The organism is Luteimonas sp. RIT-PG2_3 (assembly GCF_054902115.1).
Genome location: NZ_JBUBPF010000007.1, coordinates 124,447 through 137,816, shown reverse-complemented (window position 1 = coordinate 137,816; position 13,370 = coordinate 124,447). Strand labels below are relative to the sequence as shown.

The following is a 13,370-nucleotide window of genomic DNA, read 5'->3' as shown; positions in this document are numbered from 1 at the left end:
CGAGGTCTGACCCCGTCCAGCTCTGGTCCCGTCCAGCTCCGGCCGGATGCCATGCTGTACCGTCCCCGGTTTCCTTTCCCACTGTTCCCGCTCCCGCCTGCCGTCCCCATGCGCATCGACCTGATCAGCCTGTTCCCCGAATTCGTCGCCCAGTGCGCCGGCTTCGGCGTGGTCGGGCGCGCGCAGGAGCGTGGGCTGCTGTCGATCCATGGCTGGAACCCGCGCGACCACGCCCAGGGCAACTATCGCCGGGTCGACGATCGTCCGTTCGGCGGCGGGCCGGGCATGGTGATGCTGATCGATCCGTTGCGGTCCGCGATCGCCGCCGCGCGCGCGGCTGATCCCGCCCCGGCGCGGGTCGTCTACCTGAGCCCGCAGGGCCGGCAACTGACGCAGCCGCTGGTGCGCGAACTGGCGACGCGCGAGCGGATCATCCTGTTGTGCGGCCGCTATGAAGGCGTGGACGAGCGCCTGCTGGCGGCCGAGGTCGACGAGGAGATCTCGATCGGCGACTACGTGCTGTCCGGCGGCGAGCTGGCGGCCGCGGTCGTCATCGATGCGGTGGCGCGCCTGCGCGATGGCGTGCTGAACGATGCCGAATCGGCGGTTCAGGACAGCTTCGAGGGCGATGGCCTGCTCGACTGCCCGCATTACACGCGTCCGGTGGAGCACGCGCTGGGCGATGTCCCCGAGGTGCTGCTGTCGGGCAACCATGCCCGTATCGAGGCCTGGCGGCGCCAGCAGTCGCTGGGGCGGACCTGGCTGCGGCGCCCGGACCTGCTCGATGAGGCCGCACTGTCCAAGGCCGACCGGGCGCTGCTGGATGCGTTCAAGGCCGAGCGCTCGTAACGCCGGACCCGCGCGCTGGCCGCGCGGGACAGGGCAGGGGGTGCCGGCCCCGGTTTTTTGGTTTATCATGCGCGGCTAGCCGTCTTTCGGCCGTTCCACCCTGCGACACCGAGCCATGAGCGTGCGTCCACGTGCACCACGCCATACAACTAATCCAACAGGCATAAGCCGAGAGATACCGACATGAGCAAGCCCTCCCTGAGCACCCTGCTGCAGACCTTCGAATCCGAACAGGTCCAGCGCGAGTTTCCCGAATTCGGCCCCGGCGACACCGTGATCGTCAACGTCAAGGTCAAGGAAGGCAACCGCGAGCGCGTGCAGGCCTATGAAGGCGTGGTCATCGCCAAGAAGAATGCCGGCCTGAACTCCGCGTTCACCGTCCGCAAGATCTCGCACGGCTTCGGCGTCGAGCGCGTGTTCCAGACCTACAGCGCGGCCATCGAGTCGGTGCAGGTCAAGCGTCACGGCAAGGTCCGCGCCGGCAAGCTGTACTACCTGCGTGGCCTGGAAGGCAAGAAGGCGCGCATCAAGGAAGACCTGTCCGTGGTTGCCAAGGCGAAGGCCCAGAAGGCCGCCGCCGCTGCCGCCGCCGCCGAGTAATCCACGGCATCAGCGCTGCGATGACGGCCACCTTCGGGTGGCCGTTTGCGTTTGCGGCATCGCGACGCCCTTCCAAGCCTGCGTGACCAGGAGCATGACGTGACCGAAACGACGCCTACCGCGAGCGTGCGCCTCGACCTGTGGTTGTGGGCGGCGCGGTTCTTCAAGACCCGCAGCCTGGCCAAGCAGGCGATCGAGACCGGCAAGGTCGATGTCGACGGCCAGCGTGCGAAGCCTGCGCGTGCGGTGCGCGTCGGTGACGCACTGCGCATCGTGCGTGGCGAGGAAGCGCTGGAGGTCAGCGTGCAGGCCTTGTCCGCCAAGCGCGGCCCGGCGGCCAAGGCGCAGGCGCTGTACGCCGAATCCGAGTCGTCGCGGATCGCACGCGAGGCGCGCGCGACCGAACTGCGTGCGGCCCGTGCCGGCTACCAGGCGCCGGAGCATCGCCCGGACAAGCGCGCCCGTCGATTGATCCGCGCATTGGGCGATATCGACGCGCTCTGAGCGCGGTGCACATGCGATGCGTCCCTGCGTCTCTCATCTGGTGTAGCGCGCCCATGTGCTAGCCCCCTTCTGGGGTCATCGTGGATCAGTGTGGGTCCAATCTGATGTTTTCGGGTAGCGGCGGCAGAAAGCTGGTGAAGACCCCCTATGCATAGACTTCGGACGCAGGCGGCGTCCCGACCGGGGCATGCTCCCCGGCTCGGTCAGGCCGTGTCGCTGTGCGGGCCCGGTCCGGCCCGGCGAAGCACGCCGGGTGTCCGCATGGGCTGCGCGGCAATGCCGCGCTAGCAGCCCCTGCTCACCCATGCTTGACTCGCCGCCGCAGGCCATCCGTGGCCTGCTGTCCGCACACCCCAGGCGTGACGCCGCGTCGGCAATTCAGTTTCACGGCTTTTTTGCTGGCAAACGAAGCCCCGATCTTGACATCAAGGTGAGCCGTGTCCTGGCGGCCGGTTGCAAGGACGATCCGCATGTCTGCGGATCGTCCAGGGTCGCACGGGCCTGCGATCAGGCCAGGTCGAAACGGTCGAGGTGCATGACCTTGGTCCAGGCCGCGACGAAGTCGTGGACGAACTTCTGCCGGGCGTCGGCGCTGGCATAGACCTCGGCCAGTGCACGCAGCACCGCGTTGGAACCGAACACCAGGTCGACGCGGGTGCCGGTCCATTTCACCGTACCGCTGTTGCGGTCGCGACCTTCGAAGACGTTCCCGTGTGCATCCGCCGGGGCCCAGACCGTACCCATGTCGAGCAGGTTGACGAAGAAGTCGTTGCTCAGGGTGCCAGGGCGATCGGTGAGCACGCCATGCGTGGCACCATCGACGTTGATGTTGATCGCGCGCAGGCCACCGACCAGCACGGTCAGCTCGGGTGCGGTCAGTGTCAGCAGCTGCGCCTTGTCGATCAGCAGGTGTTCGGCCGGCACCGAGAAACGTCCTCGCGTGTAGTTGCGGAAGCCGTCCGCAGCCGGTTCGAGCACGGCGATGGATGCGACGTCGGTCTGCGCCGCGCTGGCATCGCTGCGGCCCGGTGCGAATGGCACCGTGACCTCGACGCCCGCTGCCTTGGCCGCCTGTTCGACACCGGCGTTGCCGGCCAGCACGATCAGGTCGGCCAGCGAGATCTTCCTGCCGTCGTCCGCATCCAGATTGAATTCAAGCTGGATACGCGACAGCGCTTTCAGCACGCGCGCCAGCTGTTCGGGCTGGTTGACCGCCCAGTCCTTCTGTGGCGCCAGGCGCAGGCGTGCACCATTCGCGCCACCGCGCTTGTCGCCGCCACGGAACGTCGACGCCGAGGCCCAGGCCGTACCGACCAGTTCGGACACCGTCAGCCCGGACGCCAGCACTTTTTCCTTCAGCGTGGCGGCATCGCGCTCGTCGATCAGGGCGTGGTCGACCGCCGGCACGGGGTCCTGCCAGATCAGTTCTTCCCTGGGCACTTCCGGGCCGAGGTAGCGCGAACGCGGACCCATGTCGCGATGGGTCAGCTTGAACCAGGCACGCGCGAAGGCTTCGGCGAAGGCCTGCGGGTTTTCGAGGAAGCGCCGCGAGATCGGTCCGTACACCGGATCGAAGCGCAGCGACAGGTCGGTCGTCAGCATCTTCGGGCGGTGCTTCTTCGATGCGTCATGCGCATCGGGGACGATGTCGCCGGCCTCCTTGGCGACCCACTGGTGCGCACCGGCCGGCGACTTCTCCAGTTCCCATTCGAACTTGAACAGGTTCTCGAAGAAATTGTTGCTCCACAGCGCGGGCGTCGTCGTCCAGGTCACCTCGATGCCGCTGGTGATCGCGTCGCCGGCCTTGCCGGAACCGAAACTGCTGTGCCAGCCCAAGCCCTGCTGTTCGAGTCCGGCGGCTTCCGGTTCGGCGCCCACGTGCTCGGCCGGGCCGGCGCCATGGGTCTTGCCGAAGGTATGGCCGCCGGCGATCAGCGCGACGGTTTCCTCGTCGTCCATCGCCATGCGGGCGAAGGTGTCGCGGATATCCTTGGCGGCCAGCAGCGGATCCGGATTGCCGTCGGGGCCTTCCGGGTTGACGTAGATCAGGCCCATCTGCACCGCGGCCAGCGGATTTTCCAGCTTGCGCGAATGCACGTCGCCATCGGCATCGTCATCGGAGACCAGCACGGCCTCGTCGCCCGGCTTCTCGACGCCTTCCGAGCCATGTGCGTACCGCACGTCGCCGCCCAGCCAGGTGGTCTCGCGGCCCCAGTACACGTCCTGGTCGGGTTCCCAGGTGTCCTCGCGGCCACCGGCAAAGCCGAACGTGCGGAAGCCCATGGTCTCCAGCGCGACGTTGCCGGTCAGGATCAGCAGGTCGGCCCAGGAGATCTGCTGGCCGTACTTCTGCTTGATCGGCCACAGCAGCCGGCGCGACTTGTCGATGTTGACGTTGTCGGGCCAGCTGTTGAGCGGGGCGAAGCGTTGCTGGCCGCGGCCAGCACCGCCACGACCGTCGGCGATGCGATAGGTGCCGGCAGCATGCCAGGCCATGCGGATGAACTGCGGGCCGTAGTGGCCGAAGTCGGCCGGCCACCAGTCCTGCGATTCTGTCATCAGTGCACGCAGGTCGCGCTTGAGCGCGTGGTAGTCGAGCTTCTTGAATTCCTCGGCATAGTTGAAGCAGCGATCGAGCGGATCGGACTTGTGCGAATGCTGGTTCAGCAGGTCCAGGCGCAGTTGCTTGGGCCACCAGTCGCGGTTGCTGGTGCCGCCGCCGGCGGTCGCGTGCGTTTCGGTGTGGTGGATCGGGCATTTGGATTCGGTGGACATGGGGTCTGCCTCCTGAGCGCGTGTCGGTGTGTGCACGTGTGCGTGCATGTGGCTGCGGTCGCCTGGCCCGGTCGCGACCAGGCGATGGGATGGGCGGCGGGAATGGGAGCGGATGAAGCTGTGCTGCGGACGTCCGGAGCGGCACCTGCCGGGCCTTGCCGCTGCGAGGCCGGGCGAGGGGCCGCGGATGGGAGCGCCGGTGACGCGATGGGTCAGCGCGGAGGGCTGCGTCCCGGCACGGGGACTGGCACGGGCTCAGGGGGCGACGGATCCCACGGTCGGACGGATGGCTTGCTCATCGCTGGCACTCCCTGTTGGATGTCGTTGCAGCCACCTTACCCGCGATCCCGCCATAGGTGAAATCGAATTAAGGTAACGAACGAATAGGGTGGCACTATCGAATCGCTGCGATCCGCAAGACGCCATCGAACGAAGATCCGCCGAGCGCCTGCCTCATGCGGTTGTTGCCGTCATGCGCGCGCCGCCGTCCTCGTGGCGGGCGGCGCCTGGCATCGCCGGGCGGAAAATCAGGGCGTATTGCCCAGGTGCTGCCGTGCAGGTCGGAAGTGCAGGGCTGCCGAGCAAGGCCGCCCTGCAGGGGGCGCCGTCCAGGTCAGGCGATTCCGCCTGCGGCATGCCCCGAGGCCCAGGCCCACTGGAAGTTGTAGCCGCCGAGCCAGCCGGTGACGTCGAGCACTTCGCCGATGAAGAACAGCCCCGGGACCTTGCGCGACATCATCGTGCTCGACGAGACCTCGCGGGTATCGACGCCACCAAGCGTGACTTCGGCGGTGCGGTAACCCTCGGTGCCGCTCGCGACCAGCGGCCACGCGGCCAGCAACGCGGCGGTGTCCTGCAGTTGCGACGGCGTGTACTGCTTCATCGGCCGGTTGGGCAGCCAGACCTCGCACAGGCGCTGCGCGAAGCGGCGCGGCAGGATCTCCGACAGCACGGTCTTGAGCTCGGCGCTGCCGCGCTCCTTCTGCTGTGCCAGCAGCCAGGCCGCGACGTCGCGCCCGGGCAGCAGGTCCAGCCGGAGGTCGTCGCCGGGTTGCCAGTACGACGAGATCTGCAGGATCGCCGGACCGCTGATGCCACGATGCGTGATCAGCATGCGGTTGCGGAAGCTGGCGCCATGGCAGCGCGCCTCGACATCGAAGGCGACGCCGGACAGGTCGTTGAGGCGCTCCTGGTGCTTGCCGGTCAGGGTCAGTGGCACCAGTCCTGCGCGCGTGGGCAGCAGGGCATGCCCGAACTGGCGCGCGAGCTCGTAACCGAAACCGCTCGCGCCCATGCTGGGAATCGACAGGCCGCCGGTGGCGACGACCAGCGACGCGCAGCGCAGTGTACCCAGCGAGGTGCGCAGCAGGAAACCGTCGCTGCCGTCGCCTTCGACCGCGCTGACGCTGCAATGCGTGCGCACGCTGGCGTCGACCGCCGCGCATTCGTCGAGCAGCAGTTGCACGATCTGTTTCGACGAGTCGTTGCAGAACAGCTGGCCCAGTTCCTTCTCGTGCCAGCCGATGCGGTGGCGATCGACCAGATCGATGAAATCGGCAGGCGTGTAGCGGGCGAGCGCGGACTTGCAGAAATGCGGATTGGCCGACAGGTACTGCGCCGGCGTGGTGCCGGTATTGGTGAAGTTGCAGCGTCCGCCACCGGACATCAGGATCTTCTTGCCGACCTTGTTGGCATGGTCGACCACCAGCACCCGGCGTCCGCGCGCGGCGGCGGTGATCGCGCACATCAGGCCGGCCGCGCCGGCACCGATGACGATGACATCCCAGTCGGGCGCGAGCGCGCCGGGATCGCGTGGACGCGCTTCGTGCGCGGATGCGTCAACAGCCAACAGCAAACCTCCATAACGGACACGGCGGGCAAGCCCGCCGTGCCGGAACCACGTGAATGGCGGCTGCGATCAGCGCTTGCCGCCGAGCAGGCCGCCGCCGATCTTCAGCAGGTCGCCGAGGCCGAGCTGGCCGTCGCCGTCCTGATCGAGCACCGCACCCAGCAGGCCGCCGCCGAGGCCGCCCTGCTGGCGGACCTGCTGCTGCTCCTTGCCGAGGATCGAACCCAGCAGTTCGGCGCTCGGGTTGGCTTGTGTGCCGGCACTGCCCTGGTTGCCCTGGAACATCTGCTTGGCCAGGAAGGCAAGCACGATCGGCGCGAGGATTTTCATCAACTGGCCAGCCTTGTCGCCGCCGAGGCCGGTCGCCTGGCCCAGTCCGGTTTCGGCGCGCTGTTGGTTGCCACCGAGTACATGGCCCAGGATCGCGGCGCCATCGGTCTGGCGACTGCCGCCGCCCCCCAGCACGGCCCCGAGCAGGCTGCCGAGGTCGCTGCCGCCGGCGTGGTCCTTCTGCAGCGCGCCGAGCAGCGCCTGCGCGCCCTGCGGTTGTTGCGCGTTGCGTCCGAGCGCGCCCAGCAGCAGCGGTAGCGCCGCACTGACCGCGCCTGCGGTCTGGGCCTGGCCCACGCCCAGTTGCTGCGAGATCTGCTGCAGGGGGGCGCCGGACAACTGCGCGAAAAGCTGGTCGGTCAGGGAGTCGCTCATCGGGATTTCCTCGTGGACGATCGATACGTTTTGCGGATGGCTACTGTAGCGCGATGCCGCGACCGGAAGCCGTTGCCGTGCAGGCATGCCGACAGGCGGAGCGGGGTGGCGGGTGTTGGTGGACATGCAGGGTGTCGGATAGAGACTCCGGACGGCGGGTCGAGACCTGACCTGCGCCCGGTGTGCCCACCATCGCCGTAGGGCGGGTCTCGACCCGCCGCTCGATGTGCTGCCCGATGTGCCACATCCCCATCCCACCCTTCCGTCCATCCGCTCTCGATGGACGCCATTCGAGACCGCCGGATGGCCGGCGGCCTGTCGCCGGGGCTACAGGGACTTGAGGCGGTACAAGGCTTCCAGCGCCTGCTTGGGTGTCAATTCGTCGGGCTCGATCGAGGCCAGCGCTTCGAGTGCCGCGGAAGCGGGCATGAACAGGCCGAACTGCTGCGGGTTGTCCAGCGTGGCCGCCGACAAGGGCGGCGGTGGCGGGGTATCGCGACCGCGTTGTTCGAGTTCGGCGAGGCGTCCTCGCGCGGCGCGCACGACCGCCTTCGGCAGGCCGGCGAGGGCTGCGACCTGCAGGCCGAAGCTGCGATCGGCCGGGCCGTCCTTGACCGCATGCATGAACACCAGCGTGTCGTCGTGCTCGACCGCATCCAGGTGCACGTTGGCGATGCCGCTGCCGGGCGTGGCCAGCGTAGTCAGTTCGAAGTAGTGCGTGGCGAACAGCGTATAGCTGCGGTTGGCCGCGGCCAGGTGGCGCGCGCAGGCATCGGCGAGCGCGAGCCCGTCGTAGGTCGAGGTCCCGCGACCGATCTCGTCCATCAGCACCAGCGAGTCGCTGGTGGCGTTGTGCAGGATGTAGCTGGTTTCCGACATCTCGACCATGAACGTCGACTGGCCCTTGGCGAGATCGTCGCCGGCGCCGATACGGGTCAGGATGCGGTCGATCGGTCCGATCCGCGCCAGCGATGCCGGCACGAAGCTGCCGATATGCGCCAGCAGCACGATCAGCGCGTTCTGGCGCATGTAGGTCGATTTGCCGCCCATGTTGGGGCCGGTAATGACCAGCATGCGGCGGGCGCCGTCGTCGTCGTGGTCGCCAAGCACCAGGTCATTGGGTTCGAAGGGTTCGCTGCGCACCGCTTCGACCACCGGATGGCGACCGCGCTCGATGCGGATGCCAGGTTCCAGTGACAGCGTGGGGCGGACCCAGTCCAGTGCCTGCGCGCGTTCGGCGAAGGCGGCCAGCACGTCGAGCTCGCTGAGCGCACCGGCGCAACGCTTCAGTGGTTCGAGCCGGGTGTTCAGCGCGTCGAGCAGTTGTTCGTACAGCAGGCGTTCGCGCGACAGCGAGCGCTCGCGCGCCGACAGCACCTTGTCCTCGAACTGCTTGAGCTCCTCGGTGATGTAGCGCTCGGCATTGGTCAGGGTCTGGCGGCGGGTGTAGTGCGTCGGCGCCTTTTCAGACTGGGCCTTGCTGATCTCGATGTAGTAACCATGCACGCGGTTGTAACCGACCTTCAGCGTCGCGATGCCGCTGGACGCACGCTCGCGGGTTTCCAGGTCGACCAGGAACTGGTCGGCATTGCTGCTGAGCATGCGCAGCTCGTCGAGCTCGGCATCATGGCCTTCGGCGAACACGCCGCCATCGCGCGCCAGCAGCGGCGGTTGTTCGACCAGGCAGGTCGCCAGCAGGTGGGCCTCGGCCGCGTGCTCGCCGAGCGCCGACGACAGCGCCTGCAGCCGCGGCGAATCCAGCGGCGCCAGCAGCGCCCGCAGTTCGGGCAGCATCGCCAGGCCGTCGCGCAGTGTCGACAGGTCGCGCGGACGCGCCGAACGCAGCGCGATGCGCGACAGGATGCGCTCGAGGTCGCCGAGCGCACGGAAGCGCTCGCGGATGCTGTCCTCGACGCGGTGTTCGATCAGGGTCTCCACCGCCGCATGCCGTTGCACCAGCACATCGCGTTCGCGCAGCGGGCGATGCAGCCAACGTCGCAGCAGGCGTCCGCCCATCGGCGACACCGTGGTGTCGAGCACGCCGAGCAGGGTATGCCGGGTATCGCCATCGACGCGGGTGTCGAGTTCGAGATGGCGGCGGGTCGCGGCGTTCATCGCGATCGCGCCGTCGCTGTGCTCGATGGAGATCGAGGTCAGGTGCGGCAGGCGCTGCTTCTGGGTCTCTTCGACATAGCCCAGCAGGGCGCCGGCCGCGGCGATCGCCAGCGCGCGGTCGTCGATGCCGAAACCGGTCAGGTCATGCAGGTTGAAGAAGCGCAGCAGCTGGCGACGGCCACTGTCGCTGTCGAACAGCCACGGCGGACGCCGGCGGCTGCCCGTGCGGCCGGCGAGGAACGCCGGCCAGCCATCCTCGTCGGGGACCAGCAACTCGGCGGGGTCGAGCCGTGCGATCTCGGCTTCGAGCGCGTCTTCGCCTGCAACCTCGTTGACCAGGAAACGGCCGCCGGCGAGATCCGCCCAGGCCAGCCCGTAGCCATGCTTGCCGCGCGACAGCGCCATCAGCAGGGTGTCGCGGCGCTCGTTGAGCAGCGCCTCGTCGGTGACCGTGCCGGGTGTGACGATGCGCACCACCTTGCGTTCGACCAGGCCCTTGGCCAGGGCCGGATCGCCGATCTGCTCGCAGATCGCCACCGACTCGCCCAGCGCGACCAGACGCGCCAGGTAACCTTCCGCGGCATGGTGCGGCACGCCGGCCATCGGGATCGGCTGGCCCGCCGACGCACCGCGCTGGGTCAGCGTGATGTCGAGCAGGCGCGCGGCCTTGCGCGCATCGTCGTAAAACAACTCGTAGAAATCGCCCATCCGGAAGAACAGCAGCACGTCGGGATGATCCGCCTTGGCGGCGAAGAACTGCTTCATCAACGGCGTGTGTTCGGCCTGCTTTCCGGGTGCTGTGGTCATTGGATCCATGCGTGCAAGATTCGGGACAACAGGACAGTCGCTGCCGGGGCCTGACACCGCCCTCGCGGCGATGCGCTTGCGCGGGTCGGATCACCGCCCGGCGGGCATTCCCAGGTCATTGACGTCCATCAGAAACACGCCGGAAACAAGCGCTCCGGCCAAGCACGATTGTAGCGGCATCCGTCGCCCGATCGGTCGGCCGGCGCAGGTCGGGTCTCGACCCGGCGCCCGTCTTCATTAGGCCCGCAGGCATGGCTCTGTCCCGTCGCCGGCAGAACCATACGGATCGCTCCCGCGGATCCGCCAATGCACGGCATCCGTCACAGCCTGCGTCCCGTCGCCACCAGGTCGCCCGGTTAAACTCCGTGCTCACGCCCATTCCGCACGCAGGGGAGCCATGGAACCGCAATCGCTGGCGCTCGTCCCGGTCCTGATCGTCGAAGACGATGCGTCCGCGCAGCAGCGCTTGACGCGACTGATGACGGACGTCGCCGGCGAGGACGCCGTGATCGAGGTGGTCGCGGACCTGGCATCGGCGCACGCGCGTCTCGCGTCGTCGACGTTCGTGCTGGCCCTGGTCGACATGCAGTTGCCCGACGGCAACGGCGTCGACCTGATCGCGTGGATGAAACGGCACAGCCCGGCAACGCAGGCGGTGATCGTATCGGCCTGGGCGGAAGAGGAGGCGATCCTGGCCGCGATCCGCGCCGGCGCGATCGGCTACCTGCTCAAGAGCAGCGAGGACGTCGAACTGGCGATGTTCCTGCGCATTCTCCAACGCGGCGGTGCGGCGATCGATCCGGTGATCGCCCGGCGCATCCTGGGCCTGCTGCCGCACGCGGCGACGCCGACCGTCGCCGAGGAGGCCGATACCCGGTTGACGCCACGCGAGTGCGAGGTGCTGCAACTGGTGGCGCGCGGACTCAGCAATCGCGAGATCGCCGAGGCGACGGCCCTCTCGCGGCTGACCATCGAGAGCCACACCCGCAACATCTATCGCAAGCTGGCGGTCGGTTCGCGCACCGAGGCGGTGTTCGAGGCGCGCTCGATGGGACTGTTGAATTGAGCAGGCGTGCGGGCAGGCGCGTCAGCAGGCGCGTGACCTGGGGGGATGAGCAGGCGTGGGGCGGTGTCGCGGTCCTGCGTGATCCTGCGTCGATCAGACGTCGCCTGCAGGGTTGGGCGTGGCGGATCTGCCTGGCGGCCTGGCTGGCGTTGGCGACCGTCGTGACCTCCGTGGCCTCCGCGACCACCGTTCCGTCATCGCTAGCGCCTGTGCCGTTGACGATCGACCGTGCCGAGGCCGTGCGCTCGGACTGGAACGCGACCACGCCGCCGGACACCGGCTGGACGCCGGTCACGTTGATGGACCACTGGAACGCGCGCTGGCCCGGACATGATGGTGTGGTCTGGTATCGGTTGCGCTGGCAGCAGGGCGACGCAAGTCAGCCAACCGCACTATTGGTCCACTACATGTGCATGACCGGCGCGGTGTATCTCAATGGCAGCCTGATCGGTCGCGATCCCGGTCTGGTCGAACCTTTGTCGCGCACCTGGAACAAGCCGCAGTACTACCTGCTGTCGGCGCCGCTGTTGCGCGCTGGCGAGAACACGCTGCTGGTACGGGTATCGGGTCTTGCGGCCTACCAGCCGGGCTTCGGCACGGTCAGCGTCGGCGATCCCGGCGTGCTGCACGCGCAGTACCGCAGCGACCATTTCCGTCGCTACGACATCAAGCTGATCAATCTGGCGATGAGCGTGGTGCTGGGCGGCGTGTTCCTGCTGATCTGGCTGCTGCGCCGACAGGACACCGTCTACGGCTGGTTTGCGCTGACCGAGTTGTGCAGTGCGCTGTACGGTGCCAACTTCATTGCCGGCAGCACCTGGCCCTTCCCCGGCACCGATGCCTGGCAGGCCTTCAATGCCGCGATCTACATGGCCGCAGGCGCGAGTTACGCGATGTTCCTGCTGCGCTACGGCGAGCGGAGCTTCCCGCGGCTGGAGCGCGCGATGTGGGCGCTGTGCCTGCTCGGGATGGCACTGGCACTGCTGCTGCCTGCCTGGATGGGGCCGCATCGTACGTCGTGGATTGTGATCGGTGCGGCGTTCTTCTACCTCAGCATCGGCTGGTTCCTGCAGCGCGCCTGGCGCGTACGCCGGATCGACGACGTGGTGATGGCGAGCTGTGTGCTGGTGCCTGTGCTGGCGTCGTTCTACGACTTCGCGCTGTTCTTCGGCTGGGTGCGCGGCGATACCTATCTGCTGAGCCTGACCTCAGTGCTGACGCTGATCGGCGTCGGCTTCGTGCTGGCATACCGGTTCGTCGCCGCGATGCGTCGGGTCGAAGGCTTCAATGCCGAGCTGCAGCGCGAAGTGCAGTCCGCCACACGGGCCTTGGCCGACACGCTGAACCAGCAACATGCATTGCAGCTCGCGCACAGCCGCGCCGGCGAACGCCTGCAACTGGTGCGTGACCTGCACGATGGGTTCGGCGGCACCCTGGTTGGCGCAATCGCGCAACTGCAGCAGGCGCCGGTCGACATGCCCAGTGCAGGCGTGGTCGACGTGCTGAAGGAGATGCGCGATGACCTGCGCCTGGTCATCGACAGCACTGCACGCGAGCAAGCCGATCTGGCCCAACTGCTGGCGCCCCTGCGCCATCGCACCAGCCAACGGCTGGAGGCGGTCGGCATCGATGCGCACTGGCAGGTCGACGGCATCGAAGGCGTCGAGCTGGGGCCGGTTCGCAGCCTCGACCTGTTGCGGCTGCTGCAGGAAGCGTTGACCAATGTGTTCAAGCACAGCCGGGCGGGACGGGTGAGCATCCGGCTGGCGAGGGATCAGGATCGGCTGCACCTGCGGGTCGAAGACGATGGCCAGGGATTGGTACAGGTCACCGATGGCTCTTCTGGCGGCGCAGGGCTGGCCAGCATGCGTGTCCGCGCGCATCGCCTGGGAGGACAACTGCAGCTGGACCAGCGCGATGCTCGGACGGGCGGAACGGTGCTGCAACTGGAGTTCCCGCTGCACGCCTGAGCCGCGCCCAGGCAGCAACGATGCAGCGGACTACCTGATTCCGTGGATACCCGGGCGAGCAGGGCATGCCCATGCTTGCGCTGCCCGGAGGGCGCTTGCCGCTTCCTCCGCAGAGGCACCTTGTTGAACT

Annotated in this window: 9 protein-coding genes; 5 read left to right on the top strand and 4 right to left on the bottom strand. The window is 67.9% G+C overall.

The window, feature by feature from the left end:
* Positions 1-108: 108 nt before the first annotated feature.
* The 3 genes from trmD (at position 109) to ACYX7E_RS12780 (ending at position 1,953) form a co-directional block, all read left to right on the top strand.
* On the top strand, positions 109-849 hold the full coding sequence (trmD, locus tag ACYX7E_RS12790; RefSeq protein WP_462080967.1) for a tRNA (guanosine(37)-N1)-methyltransferase TrmD: 741 nt from the start codon (positions 109-111) through the stop codon (positions 847-849).
* 183 nt (positions 850-1,032) lie between these two features.
* The gene (gene rplS / locus ACYX7E_RS12785) at positions 1,033-1,449 is read left to right on the top strand and encodes a 50S ribosomal protein L19 (RefSeq protein WP_462080966.1); all 417 of its coding nucleotides are present in this window, start codon (positions 1,033-1,035) and stop codon (positions 1,447-1,449) included.
* A 99-nt stretch (positions 1,450-1,548) separates the two neighbouring features.
* Positions 1,549-1,953 (top strand): RNA-binding S4 domain-containing protein, encoded by a 405-nt coding sequence (locus tag ACYX7E_RS12780; RefSeq protein WP_462080965.1) that lies wholly within the window; start codon positions 1,549-1,551, stop codon positions 1,951-1,953.
* Positions 1,954-2,460: 507 nt separating this feature from the next.
* On the opposite strand, the gene katG is transcribed toward ACYX7E_RS12780, so the two are convergent.
* The 4 genes from katG to mutS all read right to left on the bottom strand — a co-directional run bounded on the left by katG (position 2,461) and on the right by mutS (position 10,213).
* A complete protein-coding gene (katG, locus tag ACYX7E_RS12775) occupies positions 2,461-4,728 on the bottom strand; it encodes a catalase/peroxidase HPI (RefSeq protein WP_462080964.1) in 2,268 nt (755 codons plus the stop codon).
* Positions 4,729-5,341: 613 nt separating this feature from the next.
* Positions 5,342-6,505: a BaiN/RdsA family NAD(P)/FAD-dependent oxidoreductase gene (locus ACYX7E_RS12770; protein ID WP_462081023.1), complete on the bottom strand. Its 1,164-nt coding sequence runs from the start codon at positions 6,503-6,505 to the stop codon at positions 5,342-5,344.
* Positions 6,506-6,646: 141 nt separating this feature from the next.
* Complete coding sequence (locus tag ACYX7E_RS12765) at positions 6,647-7,288, bottom strand: DUF937 domain-containing protein (protein ID WP_462081022.1); 642 nt, start codon at positions 7,286-7,288, stop codon at positions 6,647-6,649.
* Between the two features lie 321 nt (positions 7,289-7,609).
* Entirely contained in the window at positions 7,610-10,213 is a 2,604-nt protein-coding gene (gene mutS / locus ACYX7E_RS12760; RefSeq protein WP_462080963.1) for a DNA mismatch repair protein MutS, read from the bottom strand.
* Positions 10,214-10,601: 388 nt separating this feature from the next.
* On the opposite strand from mutS, the gene ACYX7E_RS12755 reads away from it, so the two are divergent.
* Both ACYX7E_RS12755 and ACYX7E_RS12750 read left to right on the top strand, forming a co-directional pair.
* A complete protein-coding gene (locus tag ACYX7E_RS12755; protein ID WP_462080962.1) occupies positions 10,602-11,270 on the top strand; it encodes a response regulator in 669 nt (222 codons plus the stop codon).
* Positions 11,271-11,302: 32 nt separating this feature from the next.
* Positions 11,303-13,240 (top strand): sensor histidine kinase, encoded by a 1,938-nt coding sequence (locus ACYX7E_RS12750; RefSeq protein ID WP_462080961.1) that lies wholly within the window; start codon positions 11,303-11,305, stop codon positions 13,238-13,240.
* The last annotated feature ends 130 nt before the right edge of the window (positions 13,241-13,370 follow it).

Bases quoted from the DNA above. Each gene is read 5' to 3' on its own strand.
- rplS (WP_462080966.1), top strand. From the start codon at position 1,033: ATGAGCAAGCCCTCCCTGAGCACCCTGCTGCAGACCTTCGAATCCGAA.
- ACYX7E_RS12755 (WP_462080962.1), top strand. From the start codon at position 10,602: ATGGAACCGCAATCGCTGGCGCTCGTCCCGGTCCTGATCGTCGAAGAC.
- mutS (WP_462080963.1), bottom strand. From the start codon at position 10,213: ATGGATCCAATGACCACAGCACCCGGAAAGCAGGCCGAACACACGCCG.
- trmD (WP_462080967.1), top strand. From the start codon at position 109: ATGCGCATCGACCTGATCAGCCTGTTCCCCGAATTCGTCGCCCAGTGC.
- katG (WP_462080964.1), bottom strand. From the start codon at position 4,728: ATGTCCACCGAATCCAAATGCCCGATCCACCACACCGAAACGCACGCG.